Annotated in this window: 21 protein-coding genes; 3 read left to right on the plus strand and 18 right to left on the minus strand. The window is 43.0% G+C overall.

Annotated elements, in window-relative coordinates:
* Positions 1-98 precede the first annotated feature (98 nt).
* A complete protein-coding gene (gene mntE / locus MK396_RS07005; protein WP_268724123.1) occupies positions 99-1,286 on the plus strand; it encodes a CDF family manganese efflux transporter MntE in 1,188 nt (395 codons plus the stop codon).
* Positions 1,287-1,323: 37 nt separating this feature from the next.
* Here the strand turns inward: mntE and MK396_RS07010 are convergent, their stop codons facing one another.
* From MK396_RS07010 to cdaA, 8 genes are all read right to left on the minus strand, one after another.
* Positions 1,324-3,195 carry an ABC-F family ATP-binding cassette domain-containing protein gene (locus MK396_RS07010; protein WP_268724124.1) on the minus strand — a complete coding sequence of 624 codons (1,872 nt, stop codon included), beginning with the start codon at positions 3,193-3,195 and terminating at the stop codon, positions 1,324-1,326.
* Positions 3,192-4,391: a CCA tRNA nucleotidyltransferase gene (locus tag MK396_RS07015; RefSeq protein WP_125840767.1), complete on the minus strand. Its 1,200-nt coding sequence runs from the start codon at positions 4,389-4,391 to the stop codon at positions 3,192-3,194. The genes MK396_RS07010 and MK396_RS07015 overlap by 4 nt, the downstream gene beginning before the upstream one ends.
* Positions 4,388-5,155: a 4-hydroxy-tetrahydrodipicolinate reductase gene (gene dapB, locus MK396_RS07020; RefSeq protein ID WP_125840768.1), complete on the minus strand. Its 768-nt coding sequence runs from the start codon at positions 5,153-5,155 to the stop codon at positions 4,388-4,390. The genes MK396_RS07015 and dapB overlap by 4 nt, the downstream gene beginning before the upstream one ends.
* 50 nt (positions 5,156-5,205) lie before the next feature.
* Positions 5,206-6,054, minus strand: a complete 849-nt coding sequence (locus tag MK396_RS07025) for a DegV family protein (RefSeq protein ID WP_125840769.1) — start codon at positions 6,052-6,054, stop codon at positions 5,206-5,208.
* A gap of 2 nt (positions 6,055-6,056) precedes the next feature.
* Positions 6,057-6,431, minus strand: coding sequence for a DUF1149 family protein (locus MK396_RS07030; RefSeq protein WP_268724125.1), 375 nt, complete (start codon positions 6,429-6,431; stop codon positions 6,057-6,059).
* 73 nt (positions 6,432-6,504) lie between these two features.
* Entirely contained in the window at positions 6,505-7,857 is a 1,353-nt protein-coding gene (glmM, locus tag MK396_RS07035; protein ID WP_268724235.1) for a phosphoglucosamine mutase, read from the minus strand.
* A gap of 30 nt (positions 7,858-7,887) precedes the next feature.
* On the minus strand, positions 7,888-8,673 hold the full coding sequence (locus tag MK396_RS07040; protein ID WP_247917612.1) for a YbbR-like domain-containing protein: 786 nt from the start codon (positions 8,671-8,673) through the stop codon (positions 7,888-7,890).
* Positions 8,660-9,517 (minus strand): diadenylate cyclase CdaA, encoded by an 858-nt coding sequence (gene cdaA, locus MK396_RS07045; RefSeq protein ID WP_001011078.1) that lies wholly within the window; start codon positions 9,515-9,517, stop codon positions 8,660-8,662. Before cdaA ends, MK396_RS07040 begins: the two co-directional genes overlap by 14 nt.
* A gap of 136 nt (positions 9,518-9,653) precedes the next feature.
* On the opposite strand from cdaA, the gene MK396_RS07050 reads away from it, so the two are divergent.
* A complete protein-coding gene (locus MK396_RS07050) occupies positions 9,654-10,622 on the plus strand; it encodes an NAD(P)/FAD-dependent oxidoreductase (RefSeq protein ID WP_125840771.1) in 969 nt (322 codons plus the stop codon).
* A gap of 450 nt (positions 10,623-11,072) precedes the next feature.
* On the opposite strand, the gene whiA is transcribed toward MK396_RS07050, so the two are convergent.
* The 9 genes from whiA to MK396_RS07095 all read right to left on the minus strand — a co-directional run bounded on the left by whiA (position 11,073) and on the right by MK396_RS07095 (position 18,132).
* Positions 11,073-11,984, minus strand: coding sequence for a DNA-binding protein WhiA (gene whiA, locus MK396_RS07055; protein WP_268724126.1), 912 nt, complete (start codon positions 11,982-11,984; stop codon positions 11,073-11,075).
* Positions 11,981-12,958, minus strand: coding sequence for a YvcK family protein (locus MK396_RS07060; RefSeq protein WP_001231059.1), 978 nt, complete (start codon positions 12,956-12,958; stop codon positions 11,981-11,983). The genes whiA and MK396_RS07060 overlap by 4 nt, the downstream gene beginning before the upstream one ends.
* Positions 12,955-13,845: an RNase adapter RapZ gene (gene rapZ / locus MK396_RS07065; protein ID WP_084948925.1), complete on the minus strand. Its 891-nt coding sequence runs from the start codon at positions 13,843-13,845 to the stop codon at positions 12,955-12,957. The genes MK396_RS07060 and rapZ overlap by 4 nt, the downstream gene beginning before the upstream one ends.
* Positions 13,846-13,896: 51 nt before the next feature.
* Entirely contained in the window at positions 13,897-14,277 is a 381-nt protein-coding gene (locus MK396_RS07070; RefSeq protein WP_268724127.1) for a RidA family protein, read from the minus strand.
* A 9-nt stretch (positions 14,278-14,286) separates the two neighbouring features.
* Complete coding sequence (yihA, locus tag MK396_RS07075; protein WP_000422595.1) at positions 14,287-14,874, minus strand: ribosome biogenesis GTP-binding protein YihA/YsxC; 588 nt, start codon at positions 14,872-14,874, stop codon at positions 14,287-14,289.
* Between the two features lie 8 nt (positions 14,875-14,882).
* Positions 14,883-16,115, minus strand: a complete 1,233-nt coding sequence (gene clpX / locus MK396_RS07080) for an ATP-dependent Clp protease ATP-binding subunit ClpX (RefSeq protein WP_268724128.1) — start codon at positions 16,113-16,115, stop codon at positions 14,883-14,885.
* A gap of 201 nt (positions 16,116-16,316) precedes the next feature.
* Entirely contained in the window at positions 16,317-16,823 is a 507-nt protein-coding gene (locus MK396_RS07085; protein ID WP_000162312.1) for a dihydrofolate reductase, read from the minus strand.
* Positions 16,824-16,941: 118 nt separating this feature from the next.
* On the minus strand, positions 16,942-17,616 hold the full coding sequence (cmk, locus tag MK396_RS07090; RefSeq protein WP_061598151.1) for a (d)CMP kinase: 675 nt from the start codon (positions 17,614-17,616) through the stop codon (positions 16,942-16,944).
* Between the two features lie 9 nt (positions 17,617-17,625).
* Positions 17,626-18,132: an SAG1386/EF1546 family surface-associated protein gene (locus MK396_RS07095; protein WP_268724129.1), complete on the minus strand. Its 507-nt coding sequence runs from the start codon at positions 18,130-18,132 to the stop codon at positions 17,626-17,628.
* Between the two features lie 45 nt (positions 18,133-18,177).
* Here MK396_RS07095 and MK396_RS07100 point away from each other — a divergent pair, with 45 nt between their 5' ends.
* Entirely contained in the window at positions 18,178-18,381 is a 204-nt protein-coding gene (locus tag MK396_RS07100) for a ferredoxin (protein WP_268724130.1), read from the plus strand.
* 82 nt (positions 18,382-18,463) lie between these two features.
* Here the strand turns inward: MK396_RS07100 and MK396_RS07105 are convergent, their stop codons facing one another.
* The gene (locus tag MK396_RS07105; protein ID WP_268724131.1) at positions 18,464-19,426 is read right to left on the minus strand and encodes a glycosyltransferase family 2 protein; all 963 of its coding nucleotides are present in this window, start codon (positions 19,424-19,426) and stop codon (positions 18,464-18,466) included.
* Between the last annotated feature and the right edge of the window lie 4 nt (positions 19,427-19,430).

The raw sequence follows: 19,430 nt of genomic DNA on the forward strand, positions 1-19,430 counted from the left end.
TTCAATCATTAAAATTCGATGAGGGAGGACTAAATTTGAATTTTCCTGCAAAAACCAGTATAATGAAAGAATATTATTTATACTGAAAAGGAAGTTTGATGAAACAATCAATCTCAAATCTCAAATTAGCTGAGCGTGGTGCCATTGTCAGTATCTCGACCTACTTACTCTTATCAGCAGCTAAGTTAGCAACTGGACATCTACTTCATTCATCCAGTTTGGTAGCGGATGGTTTCAACAACGTATCCGATATTATCGGAAATGTTGCTCTTCTGATTGGCATTCGAATGGCTCGCCAGCCTGCAGACCGTGACCACCGCTTTGGACACTGGAAGATTGAAGATTTAGCTAGTTTGATCACTTCCATCATCATGTTTTACGTTGGCTTTGATGTGCTTCGGGACACCATTCAGAAAATCCTCAGTCGGGAACAAACGATTATCGATCCTCTGGGTGCAACTCTCGGAGTCGTCTCTGCGGCAGTCATGTTCGCCGTTTATCTCTATAATACTCGTCTCAGTAAGAAATCAAAATCAAAGGCCCTCAAGGCTGCCGCCAAGGACAATCTTTCCGATGCTGTCACCTCGCTGGGGACTTCCATTGCCATCCTAGCCAGCAGTTTCAATTATCCAATCGTGGATAAACTGGTTGCTATCATCATCACTTTCTTTATCTTAAAAACAGCCTATGATATCTTTATCGAGTCTTCCTTCAGTCTTTCAGATGGTTTTGATGACCGGCTACTAGAAGACTACCAAAAGGCTATCATGGAGATTCCAAAGATTAGTAAGGTCAAGTCCCAAAGAGGGCGTACCTACGGTAGCAACATCTACCTTGATATTACCTTAGAAATGAATCCCGATTTATCAGTCTATGATAGTCACGAAATTGCAGACCAGGTCGAGTCTATGCTAGAAGAGCGTTTTGGAGTCTTTGATACCGATGTCCATATCGAGCCAGCTCCCATACCTGAGGACGAAATTTTAGACAATGTCTACAAAAAATTGCTCATGCGTGAGCAATTGATTGATCAGGGAAATCAGCTAGAAGAACTCCTTGCTGAGGACTTTATCTATATCCGTCAAGATGGGGAGCAGATGGATAAAGAGGCTTATAAGTCTGAAAAAGAACTTAAAGCTGCAATTAAGGATATTCAGATTACCTCCATCAGTCAGAAAACCAAACTTATTTGCTATGAGATGGACGGAATCATCCACACCAGTATCTGGCGTCGCCATGAGACTTGGCAAAATATCTTTCATCAAGAAACCAAAAAAGAAGAATAGAAAAATCCTGTCGTAATGACAGGATTTTTCTATTCACCTAACTATCAAAGTCACTTAGGTATTCATAACGTTCGTATTTTTCAAGGAGTGCTTCGTTTTTCTCATCTAGTTCTTTTTGAAGAGTAGCTAGTTTACCAAAGTCAGATCCGTTTGCCTGCATTTCTTCTTCAATAGCAGCGATACGATTTTCCAAGGCTTCAATATCGCCTTCAATGCTTGCCCACTCCTGCTTTTCTTGGTAGGTCATGCGTTTCTTGTCTTCACGAACCTTGACCACTTTCTCCTTTTCTGCCTTTTGCACTTGATTGGCCATATCAGTTTCAAAAGCTTTTTCATCAAGGTAGTCGGTGTAATGACCAAAGAAAGGACGAATCTTGCCATCCTCAAAAGCGAGAATCTTGGTCGCTACCTTATCTAGGAAATAACGGTCGTGGCTAACTGTCAAGACAGGACCCGCAAAGCCCTGCAAGAAATTCTCCAAAACTGTCAAAGTTGCAATGTCTAGGTCATTTGTCGGCTCGTCCAAGAGAAGAACATTTGGTTTTTCCAAGAGCAATTTGAGAAGATAAAGGCGTTTTTTCTCTCCCCCAGATAATTTCTCAATCAAGGTTCCATGGGTTGAACGTGGGAAGAGGAACTGCTCCAGCAACTCAGCGATGGAAGTCGTAGAACCACCACTGGTCTTGACCTCCTCTGCCACTTCCTGCAGGTAATTGATAACGCGCTTGCTTTCATCTAAACCTTCGATTTGTTGAGAGAAATAGGCAATGCGAACCGTCTCACCGATGATAACTTGACCTTTAGTCGGCTCAAGACTTCCTGCGATGAGATTAAGCAGAGTTGACTTCCCGACACCGTTGTCCCCAACGATTCCGATACGGTCTTTGGCTTGCACCAATAGATTAAAATCTTGCAAAATGGGCTTGTTCTCATAGGCGAAGGAAACATTCTGAAACTCGATGACTTTTTTTCCAATCCGACTGGTTTCAAAGTTCATGGTTAAGTCTGTTTCAGCAACGCCACCTGAAACTTCTTTTTTCAAGTCGTGGAAACGATTGATACGAGCTTGTTGCTTGGTCGCACGCGCCTGCGGTTGTCTGCGCATCCAGGCCAACTCTTGTTTGTAGAGTTGTTCTTTCTTGTGGAGAAGGGCAGCATCACGCTCATCCTGTTCCGCCTTGAGGCGAACATAGTTCTGATAATTTCCCTGATACTCGGTCAAGCCTGCTCGGTCCAACTCGAAAATCCGCGTTGATAGTGCATCTAGGAAATAACGATCGTGAGTGATAAAAAGGACGGTCTTCTTGGAATTTTTTAAAAAGAGGGTCAGCCACTCAATGGTCGCAATGTCCAGGTGGTTGGTTGGCTCGTCCAGAAGCAAGAGGTCGTGGTTGCCAAGAAGAACTTGCGCCAACTGGACCCTTCTTCTCAGGCCACCTGACAATTCCCCAACTGGAGTCGACAAGTCCTGAATACCCAGCTTGCTGAGGACCGTCTTGACCTGGCTTTCAATTTCCCAGGCTTGGAGAGAATCCATCTCTGCCATGACCCGTTCCAAACGAGCCTGCTTGTCCTCACTGTAATTGAGCATGATTAACTCATACTCACGAATGAGCTGAATTTCCTTGAGGTCGCTGGAAAGAACCGTATCCAAGACCGTCTTGCTATCATCAAAGTCTGGATTCTGGGTCAAGTAACCAATCTGATAATCATTCTTAGCTGAAAAGGGGCTGACGTCCCCATCAAAGCCAGAAGTGCCAGAAAAGACGTCCAAAAGGGTTGTCTTACCCGTTCCATTAACACCAATCAGACCAATTCTATCCAAATCATGGATAATAAAGGAAATATCTTTAAAAACGGTCTTATCACCAACGGATTTGCTTAGTTTTTCAACGATAAAATCACTCATTTTTTCTCCCTCAGGTAAGCATGGATTGCTTGACGATCATTTTCCAACTCTCCATCGACAATGGCAAACTCAATCTCTGTTAAAATCTCTCCCAAGTCTGGTCCTGGCTGGTAACCATATTCCTTAATCAGAACTCCTCCGTTAATCTGGATTTCTTTCTTATCATGAATGGTCAAACTCTGGTAAGTTTCTGTGATGGCTTGTGGGTTGACTTCTTTCCCTTGAGCCTGACGAAGACTTTCAGCTTGTAGAAGGGAATCCAAGTCAAAGCGGTAACAATCGCGCTTGCTCAGCTCTCCTTCTTCTCGCAAAGCCAAAATAGTCAGCAAATCCTGTACTTGCTTGGCAAACTGGCGTGAGGTTTTCCAAGCTTTCAAAAATGGCTGTGCATCTTTAATCTCCAAAGCCCACAAGAGGGCCGCCCAGGCTTGTTCAGATGATTCAAAAGTGAAATCAGTCTCCAAAACAAACAGTCTGTTGAGCTTGTCCTGGCTTCCTGCCATGTCTGGAAGATAGTCATAAGCTCGACTCTCAATCATGGAAGACAGACCAACTCGCCAAAAAGGAGCCAGCAAGAGTTTATCAAACTCAACAAATGTACGCTCTACAGAAATTTTTTCCAAGAGTGGCGTCAAAGTCTTCATCGCCACAAAAGTTTCTGACTCAAGTTTAAAACCAAGACTGGCCTGAAAACGAAAACCACGCATAATACGCAAAGCATCTTCGTTGAAACGTTCACTAGCCACTCCAACTGCTCGCAGGACTTGGTTTTTCAAATCTTCTAAACCATGGAACAAGTCAATGATTTCGCCTGTCTCATCCAAGGCAAAGGCATTAACTGTGAAATCACGACGTTTGAGGTCTTCTTCTAGCGAACGCACAAAGGAAACCGCACTGGGTCTACGATAGTCCACATAGACATCTTCAGTTCGAAAGGTCGTTACCTCATACTCCTCATCCCCATCTAAAACTAAGACAGTTCCGTGCTCAATTCCAATATCGGCTGTTCGCGGAAAAATCTGCTTGGTCTCCTCTGGATAGGAAGAAGTCGCGATATCCACATCATGGATAGGACGATTGAGGAGGGCATCTCGAACAGATCCCCCAACAAAATAGGCTTCAAAGCCTGCTTCTTTAATTTTTTCTAATACTGGTAAAGCCTTCTGAAATTCAGAAGGCATTTGCGTTAATCTCATAATAAGTGTTCTAATCCATAGACAAGCTCATGACGCTTGACAACTTCTTTGATTCCCAAATTCACCCCTGTCATGAAGGAGCTGCGATCATAGGAGTCATGACGGAGGGTCAATCCTTCTCCCTGATTGCCAAAGATGACTTCCTGATGGGCTACCAAGCCTGGTAAACGGACCGAATGGATGCGCATGCCACCAAAGTCAGCACCGCGAGCACCCACAATCAATTCTTCCTCGTCAGGCGCACCTTGCTGGATAGACTCACGCACTTCCGCCATCAACTCAGCCGTTTTAATGGCTGTTCCGCTCGGAGCATCTTTTTTCTTGTCATGATGGAGCTCGATAATCTCCACATTTGGGAAATATTTGGCAGCCTGCGCCGCAAATTGCATAAGCAAGACAGCTCCCAAAGCAAAGTTAGGAGCAATCAAGCCACCCAAATCTTGTTCACGGGAAAATGCTTTTAGTTCTGCAATTTCGTCACTAGTGAATCCTGTTGTTCCAACTACTGGAGCAAAGCCATTTTCAAGAGCAAAGCGTGTATTTTCGTAGGCAACCGCTGGTGTAGTAAAGTCTACCCAGACATCCGCTTCAAACCCGGCTAAATCAGCCTTATCATTGAAGACAGGAATTCTCTGCCATTCTGACTCAAACTCAAAAGGATCCAAAACTGCGACCAAATCCAAGTCTGGATCAGCCAAGACCATCTGACAAGCAGCTTGGCCCATCTTTCCCTTAAAACCGGCAATAATTACTCGAATACTCATCTCTACTCCTGACTAAGATACAAAGGACGTTAGCTGCCCATAACAACAATCTAGACGATTGGCGTATAACTTAAAGCGATACTACCTTCTCCAAGGTGGGTCCCAATGACACTACCAAAGGTTTCAATTGGAATTTCAGCAGTCACACCACTCTCCATCAAAAGCTGGCGCAAATCCACTGCCTTTTGAGAAGCATTCCCATGAATGACTGTAATACGGTAGTCTCCATCTTTTGTCAACTCTTTGATGATTTCCACCAAACGTTTGGTTGCCTTCTTTTCTGTACGAACTTTTTCGTAAACCTCAATCACACCTTGGTCATTAAAGTAAAGGATAGGCTTGATACTGAGGAGATTCCCTAAGATGGCTGCCCCATTCGACAGACGTCCTCCCTTAACCAAGTGGTCTAGGTCATCTACTATGATAAAGGCTGAATTATCAGCAATTTGAATCCCCAACTTCTCCTGAATCTGGGCAAAATCATCGCCTTGTTCTGCCCATTCAAAGGCACTCTCTACCATAAATCCTAGAGGAGCACTTGTAATATGAGTGTCAGGAAAAGCAATGGTCAAACCTTCATGCTCATCCAACATGTATTGGATGTTCTGATAAAAGCCTGAAATTCCTGACGAAAGAAAGAGTCCCAAGACATGGGTATACCCCTCATCTTTCAAGGAACTAAGAATCTCATCCAATTTGGCAATACTTGGTTGACTGGTTTTAGGCAATTCTGCAGACTGAGCCATTTTTTGATAAAATTCCTCAGCAGTCAGATTGACACCTTCAACATACTCCTCCCCATCAATATTGACAGGAATATCCAAGATAAAAAGATTCTCTCTTTGCAGCGTCTTCTCCTCTAAATAGGCTGAAGAATCTGTAATGACAGCTAATTTCATGACTAAAACTCCAAATTGATTCCTGGAAGATCCAAGGCGATTTCTGTTACTTCATACGTCAAACGATTGAGCATGTTCAAGCATTGACGTGCCAAAGTTTCGACTTCTTCCTGGTTAAATTCGCTTGGTTCGTTGACAATACGACCTTCCACATGGTTAACTTGAGAAATTGTTCCGCTGATGACAAATTTGTCAAAGACAATCATGAAACTCAAAATAACGACAAGCGAAGTCACTTGGTTTTCTTGGTCATATTGGAGTAACTGAAAGTTCACATCTACCTTGGTTTCAGGGGCTCCATTTTCATTTTCCCATTCAAAGTTACGAGCATCAAAGTGATACTGGCTAACAAATTCTTGTTCTCGTTTAAGATTCATTTTTCTCTCCTATTGCTACAATTTACTATGCAATTGTACCACATTTTTATCATTTCATCTAGTTTTCTAGGTTTTAGTCAATTCCGATTTCATCTTTAACAACAGCAGCAATCGTATCTACATAGTAGTTAACTTCTTCTGTTGTAGGAGCTTCCGCCATGACGCGCAAGAGGGGCTCGGTACCACTTGGACGGACAAGGATACGACCGTTCCCTGCCATTTCTTCTTCCATCTTTTCGATGATTGTCTTGATGGCTGGTACTTCCATGGCTTTTTCTTTCATGGTATTTTCCACTCGGATATTGACCAGTTTTTGTGGGTAAATCGTTACTTCCGATGCCAATTGTGACAAACTCTTACCTGTTTCCCGTATAACTTTTGTTAGTTGAACGGCAGTTAACTGTCCATCACCTGTCGTGTTGTAATCCATCAAGATAACGTGACCAGACTGTTCACCACCAAGGTTATAGCCTGATTTTCTCATTTCTTCGACGACATAGCGGTCACCAACCGCAGTGACTGCCTTGTTAATGCCTTCGCGATCCAAGGCCTTATGGAAACCAAGGTTAGACATAACGGTTGTTACGATAGTATTTTGAGCTAACTGGCCTTTTTCAGAAAGGTATTTCCCGATGATATACATGATCTTATCACCATCAACGATATCGCCATTTTCATCAACAGCAATCAAGCGGTCACTGTCTCCGTCAAAGGCCAAACCAATAGCTGACCCACTTTCTTTGACCACTTTTTGAAGAGCTTCAGGGTGTGTAGAACCCACATTCAAGTTGATATTAAGACCATCTGGTGTCTCACCAATAACAGTTATTTGAGCCCCAAGGTCTGCAAAGATTTGACGGGCACTTGTAGATGCTGCACCGTTGGCTGTATCCAAGGCCACTTTCATTCCTTCAAGAGGCGTTCCAGTTGAAACAAGGTAACCTTCATACTTACGTAAACCTTCTGGATAGTCCACTAAGGTTCCCAATCCTTCGGCACTTGGACGAGGAAGGGTGTCTTCTGTAGCATCTAGCAAGGCTTCGATTTCAGCTTCTTTTTCATCATCAAGTTTGAAGCCATCCCCACCAAAGAATTTAATTCCATTATCAAGGGCTGGGTTGTGACTAGCGGAAATCATGACACCTGCACTGGCTCCCTCAGTTTTGACCAAGTAAGCTACTGCTGGTGTTGCAAGGACACCGAGTTTGTAGACGTGAATCCCTACAGAGAGGAGACCTGCCACTAAGGCTGATTCTAACATTTCTCCTGAGATACGTGTATCACGTCCTACAAAGACTTTAGGGGCTTCTGTTTCGTGTTGGCTAAGAACATACCCACCAAAACGTCCCAGTTTAAAGGCCAATTCTGGCGTCAGTTCTACGTTTGCTTCTCCACGGACTCCATCGGTCCCAAAATATTTACCCATTTTATTTATCATCCTTTTCTACTATTTTATTTAGTCCTGTTTAGACGAGTCTGGCTTCGTTTCTGAACTCGTTGAAGACGAACTGCCTTCTGAGGAACTTGTTGACGAGTTACTTGAACTAGACGTTGCTGTTTTTGTTGTAATTTTCATAGTTGTGTCAAATGGCATAATGACGCTTGGTAAGACATTTCCATTTTTATCGACTGCTTGTAGAGGAACAGAGGACGAGTAGTTTCCAGTTATCCGTTCACTCGTCGGTAAGATGGCAATGACACGATCTACTTTGGAGAGGGTTTCCTCATCACTAATAACCGTTACTTTTTCATCTGACACAGTAACTGTATCGATTTTCACACGAGAATCAATCTGACTAGGGTCAATCTCCGGCACAACAATGACATTGTCCCGTTTTGCTTTTTTACCGACCTTCACTGTTATCTTTTGCGGTGTCGCAACAGCCGTCAAACCGCTCGGAAGATTTTCAATGGTTAGAGGAACTTCGATGGTTCCTATACTGGCATCAGAAAGATCAGCCGTCACCTTAAATTTGCGGGTACTTTCCTGCATCTCACTCGCCAAAGCAACTCTATTTGACCCTGTTAGAAAGACCGTCACCTCAGATGTAAAACCACTGATAAAATACTGATCACTGTCATACTGAATATCAATTGGGACATTAAGAACTGTGTTTGTATAAGTCTCCGTCCGCACCTGTCTGGCACTGTTGCTATTCTGATAGTTTGTCAAAGTTGCATAGATAAAGAGAATGCAGGCGAAAAAGAAGGAAGAAATGATGTATAGACTATTTTTTCTCATGTTTCAATCCTCCTAGCAAGCGCTCTTTCAGACCTTGCTTTTTCTCTGATTTTGGAAGTAAGATTCTTCTTAACTCCGATTCAAACTCTTCCAAGGTTAAATCGTGCTTAAAGACTCCATTATAGGTGATGGAGATTCCACCCGTTTCTTCCGAAACCACAAAGGTAAGAGCATCTGACACTTCCGACAAACCAATCGCCGCCCTGTGACGCGTTCCAAACTCCTTGGAAATCCCGGTATCTTCAGTCAAGGGTAGATAGGCTGAAGTTACAGCAATTCGGTCTTCCTTGATAATGACAGCACCATCATGCAAGGGAGTATTGGGAATGAAAATATTGATAAGCAATTCAGCCGAAATTTTGGCATCTAAAGGGATCCCTGTCGAGATATATTCCTGCAAGGTTCTCACTCTCTGAACCACTACAAGCGCCCCAATCTTACGAGGACTCATGTATTCAACTGATTTCACAAATGCACGAACCATCTGCTCTTCCGCACTAATGGGGGCATTGGAGAAGAAATCAGTAGCCCGGCCCAATCGCTCCAAACCTGTTCGAATCTCTGGTGAAAAGATAACCACCGCTGCAATCACCCCGTAGGTGATGATCTGATTGATCAACCAGGAAATAGTCGTTAAACCAATCATATTGGAAAGAATCTGGGCTAGAATAAAAACTAAGACTCCCCGCACCAATATCATAATCTTGGTGCCTGCAATAGCTTTAGTAAAATGATATAAAATATAAGTCACAATGAGAATATCAATCAGATTGGTGACTATACTCCAAGGACTTGAAAACAAACTCGTCCAGTATTGTAAATTGGATAATTGTTGAAAATTCATCCTTGGCCTCCTCCCTGTCAAAACACTTTACTCATCATTATACCATTTTTTGCCCATTTTTTCCCCATCCTACCTCATTTTAAATTAATCAAAAATATGATAAAATAAACTGACTAGAAAAAACAAAGGAGAAATCATGTCTCAACTCTATGATATTACCATTGTAGGTGGCGGTCCTGTCGGGCTCTTTGCTGCCTTTTACGCCCACCTACGCCAAGCCAAAGTCCAAATCATCGACTCTCTTCCCCAGCTCGGTGGTCAACCAGCCATCCTCTACCCTGAAAAGCAAATCCTTGATGTTCCAGGTTTTCCAAACTTAACCGGAGAAGAGTTGACCAATCGCTTGATTGAACAGCTAAACGGCTTTGATACTCCTATTCATCTCAACGAAACCGTTCTTGAGATTGAAAAACAAGAAGAAGGCTTTGCCATTACAACCTCTAAAGGTAGCCACCTGACTAAAACAGTTATCATTGCCATGGGTGGTGGTGCCTTCAAACCACGTCCGCTCGAATTAGATGGCGTTGAAAACTATGAAAATATCCACTACCATGTTTCCAATATCCAACAATACGCTGGGAAGAAAGTAACCATCCTTGGTGGGGGAGACTCAGCTGTGGACTGGGCTCTAGCTTTTGAAAAAATTGCCCCAACTACCCTTGTTCACCGTCGAGATAACTTCCGCGCCTTGGAACACAGTGTGCAAGCCCTGCAAGAATCATCTGTAACCATCAAGACACCGTTCGTCCCTAGCCAACTTCTCGGAGATGGAAAAACACTCAATAAACTAGAAATTAGCAAGGTCAAATCAGATGAAACCGAAACTATCGGAGTAGACCACCTATTTGTCAACTATGGTTTCAAATCATCTGTCGGCAATCTCAAAAATTGGGGTCTGGACCTCAACCGTCACAAGATTATCGTCAACAGCAAGCAAGAATCCAGCCAAGCAGGTATCTATGCCATCGGGGACTGCTGCTACTATGAAGGTAAGATCGATTTAATCGCTACAGGACTGGGTGAAGCTCCAACTGCTGTCAACAATGCCATTAACTACATTGACCCAGAACAAAAAGTGCAACCAAAACACTCGACCAGTTTATAAGAAAAGAACCACGGATTGAACAATCCGTGGTTTTATAATGGATTTATATTATTTGCAACGTGCAAATCCCCTAGAAATATTATAAAGGCTACTTTGATTGTAGAAAAAGAGACTGAATTAAAACAAAAGCCCCAACATTGAATTGGGACTAAAGATTATAGGCGGACGGATTTCAACCGTCGTCTTGATAATAGCACATGCTTCAATAGCTAGATACTACTAAATTTAGTGTACCCTCGCTAAACCCATCACTTTCCAACGGTGCTATACCATGTTTTCACTCGTAAACTACTATCCTATTTCTTATCTCTATTGTACCAAGAGTTAAGAGTTTTTACAACTATTTTCATATCCCTAGAATTCAAAGTATGAGCACACCCTTCTTTTTATCAAACTTGTACTCGTAAGCACATATAGAAGTTAGAAATCCGCTTAACTTATGTTCTCTCTTCATAACTCATCAGCAATCTTGTTTATTTTTCTGAGTCTGTGGTTGACACCGCTTTTGGTCATGGGATTTGTCAGGCTATCTGCCAACTGCTGGATAGAGTAGTCTGGATGCTGGATCCGTAAGCGAGCCACCTCCTGCAAATCCACTGGTAAATTTTCCAAGCCCATTCGATCTTTGATTTTACTGATATTATTGATAGTCTTCATACTGGCAGAAACTGTCCGAGCGATATTGGCTGTTTCGACGTTATTGGCTCGATTGAGATCGTTACGAGTTTCACGCAAAATCTTGATACGCTCAAAATTATCACGCGCCTGCATGGCCCCAATCACGATCAAGAAATCCATGATGTCTTCTGCACGTTGGAGATAAGTAACTGCACCTTTCCTGCGCTCAATGACCTTGGCGTCCAGTAAAAACTGCTGGAGGAGAGAGGCTAGTCCTTGGGCATGGTCCAGATAAACGGAACTAATCTCCAACTGATACTTACCAGACTCCGGATCTCGGATGCTACCATTTGCCAAAAAGGCCCCACATAAGTAAGCACGTCCAGCTTCTTCATCTGCTAAAATATCAGGATCAATACCTGTCTCCAAACCAAAGAAGGAATCCGCAAGCCGCAAATCAGCTAAAAGCTCCTGCACCCTCTCATCGGTATAGACCGTGTAGACACGATTCTTACGAAGATTGCTTCTCTGATGGTGACGAATCTCTGACTTGATGTCATAAAAATGGAGAAAGGACTCATAAAGATGACGAGCTAACTTGGCATTTTCGGTCACGACGGACAAGGTCAAGCCTGAAGTAGAGAGACCGATACTGCCAGACATCTTGATGATGGCAGACAATTCATGACGACTGAGATGGTGTTGACCAAGAATTTCTTCTTTTACTGCAATTGTAAAACTCATTTTCGCACCTGTATAATGCGCATCAATTCATCTACAATCAAATCGCCATCATGGAAGGCTCCTCCATTTTCCAAACGAAGGAAGTTGGATGAAATCACACGAGGAACCTGCTTACAAAGACCAGCAAAGTCATGCTCTACCTGAACCAAATATTCATCAAAACGGTTGGTATCCATGTATTCTCTAGGAACCTTTTCGATATTAACCAAGACCGTATCAATAAAAGGCCGACCTAAGTGTCGATGGAGGACTTCCACGTGGTCACTGTCTGAAAAGTGCTCTGTTTCCCCACGCTGGGTCATGATGTTGCAGACATAGGCGATCTCCGCTTTAGTCTCCAAGAGAGCCTGCCCAATCTCCTCAATGACAATATTTGGCAAAATCGATGTAAAGAGGGAACCAGGCCCCAAGACGATCATATCACTCTCGAGAATGGTATTGACCACTCGACGGCTGGCTTGGGGTGTTTCATCATCCAGAGTATTGGTCACATAGACATGGTCGATCATGCCTGGATGATCTGCAATGTGGCTCTCACCTGCCACCTCAGAACCGTCTTTAAAGACTGCATGCAGTGTCAAAGGCTGATCGCTTGAGGGGTAGATTTTTCCTGTTGTGTGGAAAAAGAGACTTAGCAGCTGCATGGCATTATAAGTGGACCCTTGCATTTCAGAAAGCCCTGCTATAATGATATTTCCTAGAGGATGACCCGCAAAAGCTCCAGCCTCTTCTGAGAAACGGTACTGAAAAACCTTCTCATAAAACTTAGGCATATCCGACATGGCTACCAGGACATTGCGAAGATCTCCTGGTGGTGTCAGCTGTTGGATATTCTTTCTTAGTTCACCAGAAGAGCCACCATCATCAGCTACCGTTACGATGGCTGCGATATCAACATCCTTTTCTCGCAAGCTTTTCAAAATGACGGGGATACCTGTTCCTCCACCAATTACCGTTATCTTTGGTTTTCTCATGAACGGTTTACCGTTTCCTTTCTTCTGTCTTTATCACGATGGCTTTCATTGACAGGCCAGTTTTTAGCAAGGTCCTCAGCTATTCGTTTTGCAAAGGCAACACTACGGTGTTGTCCACCTGTACATCCTACTGCAATGGTTAAAACAGACTTGCCTTCTTTTTTGTAACTTGGCAAAATGGGCTCAATCAAGGCGAGTAAGTGCTGATAGAAATTTTCAGACTCTTCATGATTCATCACATAGTCATAAACTGCTTGATCCTCACCTGTCTGATTGCGGAGTTCCGGAAGGTAGTATGGATTTGGCAAAAAACGGACATCAAAGACCAAGTCTGCATCGATCGGGATACCATACTTGAATCCAAAAGACATGACTTCGATACGGAAAGACTGGGCTTGTTCTTGGTCTGAAAATTGCTCTGCAATGGTTTTACGCAGTTCACGAGGAGTGAGTTCTGTCGTATCCACTACATTTTGACTCATATTTTTCAAAGGTGCCAAGAGTTCACGTTCCAGCTTGATACCATCTAAAATTCGACCATCTGCTGCTAGAGGGTGACTTCTTCTCGTTTCCTTATAGCGTGCCACCAATTCCTTATCTGCTGCGTCTAAAAAGAGGATTTTGAAGTCCAAATCGTCTTGGTTTTCCAATTCATCCAAAACTGCCTGAATCTCTGAAAAGAAGGAACGGCTCCGCATGTCCACAACCAAGGCCAGTTTGTGGTCATCATCTTTAGTTTCAACCAACTGCAAGAACTTTGGTAAGAGGGCTGGTGGCATATTGTCAATCGTAAAATATCCCAAATCTTCGAAGGACTGAATGGCTACCGTTTTCCCTGCGCCACTCATCCCTGTCACAATCACCAGGTGAAGTTGTTTCTTTGTCATCTATCTCTCCTTATATCAAAAAAAGTTTGGCAGAGCCAAACTTCAACTAGCTTATCCAATCTCTGCGATCACTTCAATTTCGACTTTTACATCACGAGGAAGACGTGAAACCTCTACAGCTGAACGAGCTGGAAATTCCTCTTTAAAGGCAGTCTGGTAAACCTCGTTAAAAGGAATAAAGTCATTCATATCGCTCAAGAAGCAAGTTGTTTTGACAACATGGTCAAAGTCTGTTCCTGCTTCAGCCAAAATAGCAGCAATGTTTTTCAAAACTTGTTCGGTCTGTTCTTGGATCGTTTCTCCTACAATTTCTCCAGTTTCAGGTGAAAGAGGAACTTGACCGCTCGCAAACAAAAGATTGCCAACGATTTTTCCTTGAACATATGGTCCGATTGCTTTTGGAGCTTTGTCTGTATGAATTGTTTTTGCCATTTCTTTCCCTCACAATTTTTCTAATATTGCATCCCAAGCCTGATCCATCCCTGCCTTGCTGACAGATGAAAAGAGAATGAAGTCATCACTTGGGTCAAAGTTTAATTTCTTTTTGATTGCTGATTCATGCTTGTTCCATTTACCACGAGGAATCTTGTCCGCCTTGGTCGCAACGATGATAACCGGAATCTCATAATACTTGAGAAATTCGTACATCTGCACATCATCTGCTGATGGATCATGGCGGAGGTCCACCAGACTGACCACTGCACGGAGATTTTCCCGAGTTGTGAGGTACTCCTCAATCATGCGCCCCCACTTTTCACGTTCCTTTTTGGAAACGCGGGCATAGCCATAACCTGGTACATCCACAAAACGCATCTTGTCATCAATGTTAAAGAAGTTGAGTAGCTGGGTTTTGCCAGGTTTCCCTGATGTACGGGCCAGATTCTTTCGGTTGAGCATGGTGTTGATAAAGCTAGACTTGCCAACATTTGAACGCCCTGCAAGGGCAATCTCTGGTAGGTCATCCTGCGGATAGTGGGATTTATTAGCCGCACTGAGCAAGATTTCAGCATTATGTGTATTAAGTTCCATAGTCACCTCTAGGCTGTTTCTAGGATTGGTTTATCCGTTCCATCGACAGCTTCTTTTGTGATGCGGACCAATTTCACATTTTCCTGACTCGGTACTTCAAACATAACATCTAGCATGGTTTCTTCGATGATAGAACGAAGACCACGCGCCCCTGTCTTGCGTTCGATAGCCTTATTGGCAATTTCTTGAAGGGCTTCGTCGTCAAATTTCAACTCAACATCATCATAAGAAAGCAAGGTTTGATATTGTTTCACCAAGGCATTTCTTGGTTCTTTCAAGATGCGAACCAAGTCATTGACCGTCAATTGCTCAAGAGCTGCAAAAACAGGCAAGCGTCCAATCAACTCTGGAATAATCCCAAATTTTTGAATATCTTCAGCGATGATTTCTTGCATGTAAGAGCTGTTTTCGTCAATCGCTTTGTTGTTTTGTCCAAAGCCAATAACTTTTTCACCCAGACGTTGTTTAACGATTTCTTCGATGCCATCAAAGGCACCACCCACTATGAAGAGGATATTCCTGGTATCTACCTGAATCATCTCTTGTTGTGGATGTTTGCGTCCACCTTGAGGTGGTACACTGGCTACAGTTCCTTCAATGATTTTAAGAAGGGCTTGTTGCACCCCTTCACCCGAAACGTCACGTGTGATAGACACGTTCTCACTCTTCTTGGCAATCTTGTCAATTTCATCCACGTAGATAATTCCACGCTCTGCACGTTCGATGTTAAAGTCAGCAGCCTGCAAGAGTTTGAGGAGGATGTTTTCCACGTCCTCACCTACATAACCAGCCTCAGTCAGAGCTGTCGCATCTGCGATAGCAAAAGGCACGTTCAAGCTTTTAGCCAAGGTTTGGGCCAAGAAGGTTTTCCCAGAACCAGTTGGGCCAATCATCAAGATGTTTGACTTCTGCAAATCCACATCTTCTGACTCTTCACGCGTATCGTGGAAATTAATGCGTTTATAGTGATTGTATACAGCCACTGCCAAGGCACGTTTGGCACGATCCTGACCAATCACATAGTGGTTCAAGATATTGAGGAGCTCGATTGGTTTTGGCACTTCAGACAAGTCTGCCAAAACTTCCTCGGCCAACTCCTCCCGAATGATTTCCTGGGCCAATTCCACACATTCATTACAGATAAAGGCATTGTTCCCAGCGATTATTTTCTTTACTTCTTCTTGGCTCTTGCCACAAAATGAGCAATAAACCATCATATCATTTTTCCTATTTGTAGGCATGATTTCCTTCCATTCTAATTTATCATTCTATCTAAAATAAGTTCATGTAAAAAGCATGAATACTGTTTACCAGATTGGTAAAAGCATTCAGCCAGAGTAAGGCAGACAGTCCATAGCGCTTCTTACGAAAAGCCTGTGCTCCAGTCAAGATACAGATTACACACAAAAAAGCTGTGAAAAATCCAAATATACTGCGCTCCATTAGACTTCCTTTCTATCTCGGTATTCGATGGTAAAATCATAGTCGTTTTTCTCATCTCGGGTGTAAGATTTGCTTGCGACTGTCTCAAAACGAGACAAGTCAAACTCCTCAGGGAAATAGGTATCTCCCTCCACCTGAGCATGAATCTGTGTCACGATGATTTCATCTAAATAAGGCTCAAAAGCCTGAAAAATCTGCTTCCCGCCAATGATATAGAGATTTTTTTCCTGACTCTGATACCACGCTAAAACAGACTCCACATCTTGAAATACGAGCGCCCCATCTATGACCTCTTCGCTATTGCGCGTTAAAATCAGGGTTTGCCGTTTTGGAAGCAGACGACGTCCCATGCCATCAAAGGTCACTCGCCCCATCAGTATAGCATGATTTAAAGTTGTTTCCTTAAAATGTTGCAACTCTGCCGGCAAATGCCAAGGGAGACGATTTTCCTTCCCAATCACACCTTTTTCATCCTGGGCCCAAATGGCTATGATTTTCTTTGTCATGCTTCCGTCCTTTTTATTGATATTACTATTTTATCAAAATTCTCCCAAAAAGACTGTTTTGAAACGCGCGCAAAAGAGAGAAAAGGAGCAGGCATCATCTAGCCTGCTCCTCTCGTCCCTAGGACATATATTTTTTTGCTTCTGATTCAATTTTTTCGACCACTTCTTGGATACTTAGTCCAGTTGTGTCGAGGTAAACTGCATCCTCAGCCTGTTTGAGAGGCGAGGTTTCACGATGACTATCTTTGTAGTCACGTGCCGCAATTTCCTCTTTCAAAGTTTCCAAGTCAGTTTCAATCCCTTTAGCAATATTTTCCTTGTAACGACGCTCTGCTCTTTCTTCAACAGAAGCTACTAGGAAAATCTTAAGTTCAGCTCGTGGTAAAACAACTGTCCCGATATCACGCCCATCCATGACGATACCACCTTGCTGAGCAATCTCTTGCTGGAGCGAAACCAGTTTCTCACGCACTTCAGGAATAGCAGCAATGCTTGAAACCTTGTTGGTCACTTCATTTTCACGGATAGGATGAGTGATATCCACATCCCCTACAAAAACAAGTTGATCACCTGTTTCTGAACGTCCAAAACTAATGGGATGTTGATCAAGCAATTCCAAAAGTTGCTCTACTTTTCCTGCATCCAACTGGTGTTTAAGCGCTATATAAGTCGCAGCACGGTACATAGCGCCCGTATCGAGATAAGTATAACCAAAATCTTTAGCGACAATCTTTGCAACCGTACTCTTACCACTGGAAGCTGGACCATCAATAGCAATTTGAATTGTCTTCATTCCCGACTCCTATCTTGTCTTGATCACATCACCTGGATTGGCAAACCAAGATCCAGATGACATATGAGAAGGATTTAACGCTTCCAACTGGGCAATGGAAATCCCTGCACGCTGAGCAAGAGCTGCCTCACCCTCTCCAGGATGCACAGTGAGTGTTCCTTCTCCTTCTGTGTGCTCTTCTGAACTGCTCTCTGAAGGAGTTGTTTCAGAAGAAGATGTTTCTTCTACCTTGCTACTTGAAGATGACGATGCTTCTACTTTAGAACTTGAACTTGTAGAAGGAGACGATGTATCATAGAAGTCCTTCAAAGATGAAGTACGATTGCTTCCTCCGGTTGATAAGTAAATCAATACAACTACCATCGCTACAACGATCACAAAGAAGAGGCTAGCTAGAACTGTTAAGACACGATTGGCAACAGCCCCTTTTCCTTTTTGTTTACGGCGACGACGCTCTGTTCTTGATTCTTCCTCACTATTTTCATAGATATCTTCTTGCCATGGTTCCTTTTCCATACCTTACTCCTTGTATTTTTTAAACTTTCTTATTACAATATAAATATGAAACTCACACTTATACCTGAACGGTGCATCACCTGCGGGCTTTGCCAAACCTATTCTGAACTCTTTGATTACCATGATAATGGAATCGTTCGATTTTGCGATGATCCAGTTGAATTGCAAAGAGAGATCGCTGAGAGCAGCGATGTTCTAGAGGCCATCAAAAATTGTCCTACACGTGCACTTCTAAAAGATCCATCATAGTTTAAAAGGGAGATTGATTTTGTAGATTCTCTTTATCACTTTAATCCCTTCACCTACTAGTTTAGCATATTTCTAGGTAAAATTATAGTCTTTTCCGGTTATTTTTTCCTTCAAAAATAGAAAGATCACTTTTTTCTTTGATGAGGTAGAGTGGTCTTTTTTTGGTTTCCAGGTAAATCTTACTGATATACTTGCCCAGAATCCCAATGGTCAGGAGTTGAATCCCTCCAAGAAAGAGAATGACAGCCATCAGAGAGGTCCAGCCAGATGTTGGATTTCCCAAGATAAGGGTCCGAAACACTACAAAAACAGTCATCATAAAAGAAATAAAACAAGATAGGAGTCCAGCTACAAAGGCTATACTCAAGGGAAAATCTGAAAAATTGAGAATCCCTTCAATCGAGTAGAAAAAGAGCTGTCTAAAACTCCAACTGGTCTTGCCAGCCTGTCGTTCAACGTTTGGATAATCAAGATAGTGCGTTTTAAAACCCACCCAGGCAAAGAGCCCTTTAGAGAACCGATTGGACTCGGTCAGGGTTAAAATAGCATCTACCACAGACCTTCTCATCATCCGAAAATCACGGACGCCTGAGGGCAGAGCTACTGGGCTGATTTTTTGCATGAGGCGATAAAAAAGATCGGCACATAAACTGCGAAAGAAGGGTTCTCCCTCCCGACTGGTTCTCCGTGTCCCAACACAGTCCAAGTCAGCATTCTGGTCTAGTAAGGCTTTCATCTCAAGTAGCATGCTAGGAGGATCCTGGAGGTCTGCATCCATCACGACCACCAGGTCCCCAGTCGCATACTGTAAACCTGCGTACAGAGCTGCCTCCTTCCCAAAATTTCTCGAGAAAGAGATATAATGTATCGCAGGATTTTGCTCCCGATAAGCCTTCAAAAGAGCTAAGGTCCCATCGCTTGAGCCATCGTCTATAAAGACATACTCGACCTCTGCTCCCAATTCTGGAAGCAAATCTTCAACAGACTGATAAAAAAGAGGAAGTACTTCCTCTTCATTTAAACAGGGGACAATGATTGAAATCATTATC

Source organism: Streptococcus oralis (assembly GCF_026782235.1).
Lineage (GTDB): Bacteria > Bacillota > Bacilli > Lactobacillales > Streptococcaceae > Streptococcus > Streptococcus oralis_CC.

Excerpts from the sequence above, each read along its gene's own strand:
- MK396_RS07025 (WP_125840769.1), bottom strand. The coding sequence starts at position 6,054 with ATGAAATTAGCTGTCATTACAGATTCTTCAGCCTATTTAGAGGAGAAG.
- clpX (WP_268724128.1), bottom strand. The coding sequence starts at position 16,115 with ATGCCTACAAATAGGAAAAATGATATGATGGTTTATTGCTCATTTTGT.
- glmM (WP_268724235.1), bottom strand. The coding sequence starts at position 7,857 with ATGGGTAAATATTTTGGGACCGATGGAGTCCGTGGAGAAGCAAACGTA.
- whiA (WP_268724126.1), bottom strand. The coding sequence starts at position 11,984 with ATGAGTTTTACAATTGCAGTAAAAGAAGAAATTCTTGGTCAACACCAT.
- cmk (WP_061598151.1), bottom strand. The coding sequence starts at position 17,616 with ATGAAGACAATTCAAATTGCTATTGATGGTCCAGCTTCCAGTGGTAAG.
- dapB (WP_125840768.1), bottom strand. The coding sequence starts at position 5,155 with ATGAGTATTCGAGTAATTATTGCCGGTTTTAAGGGAAAGATGGGCCAA.
- MK396_RS07050 (WP_125840771.1), top strand. The coding sequence starts at position 9,654 with ATGTCTCAACTCTATGATATTACCATTGTAGGTGGCGGTCCTGTCGGG.
- rapZ (WP_084948925.1), bottom strand. The coding sequence starts at position 13,845 with ATGACAAAGAAACAACTTCACCTGGTGATTGTGACAGGGATGAGTGGC.
- MK396_RS07060 (WP_001231059.1), bottom strand. The coding sequence starts at position 12,958 with ATGAGAAAACCAAAGATAACGGTAATTGGTGGAGGAACAGGTATCCCC.
- MK396_RS07030 (WP_268724125.1), bottom strand. The coding sequence starts at position 6,431 with ATGAATCTTAAACGAGAACAAGAATTTGTTAGCCAGTATCACTTTGAT.
- MK396_RS07070 (WP_268724127.1), bottom strand. The coding sequence starts at position 14,277 with ATGGCAAAAACAATTCATACAGACAAAGCTCCAAAAGCAATCGGACCA.
- MK396_RS07010 (WP_268724124.1), bottom strand. The coding sequence starts at position 3,195 with ATGAGTGATTTTATCGTTGAAAAACTAAGCAAATCCGTTGGTGATAAG.
- MK396_RS07040 (WP_247917612.1), bottom strand. The coding sequence starts at position 8,673 with ATGAGAAAAAATAGTCTATACATCATTTCTTCCTTCTTTTTCGCCTGC.
- MK396_RS07015 (WP_125840767.1), bottom strand. The coding sequence starts at position 4,391 with ATGAGATTAACGCAAATGCCTTCTGAATTTCAGAAGGCTTTACCAGTA.
- MK396_RS07095 (WP_268724129.1), bottom strand. The coding sequence starts at position 18,132 with ATGGAAAAGGAACCATGGCAAGAAGATATCTATGAAAATAGTGAGGAA.
- MK396_RS07105 (WP_268724131.1), bottom strand. The coding sequence starts at position 19,426 with ATGATTTCAATCATTGTCCCCTGTTTAAATGAAGAGGAAGTACTTCCT.
- mntE (WP_268724123.1), top strand. The coding sequence starts at position 99 with ATGAAACAATCAATCTCAAATCTCAAATTAGCTGAGCGTGGTGCCATT.
- MK396_RS07085 (WP_000162312.1), bottom strand. The coding sequence starts at position 16,823 with ATGACAAAGAAAATCATAGCCATTTGGGCCCAGGATGAAAAAGGTGTG.
- yihA (WP_000422595.1), bottom strand. The coding sequence starts at position 14,874 with ATGGAACTTAATACACATAATGCTGAAATCTTGCTCAGTGCGGCTAAT.
- MK396_RS07100 (WP_268724130.1), top strand. The coding sequence starts at position 18,178 with ATGAAACTCACACTTATACCTGAACGGTGCATCACCTGCGGGCTTTGC.
- cdaA (WP_001011078.1), bottom strand. The coding sequence starts at position 9,517 with ATGAATTTTCAACAATTATCCAATTTACAATACTGGACGAGTTTGTTT.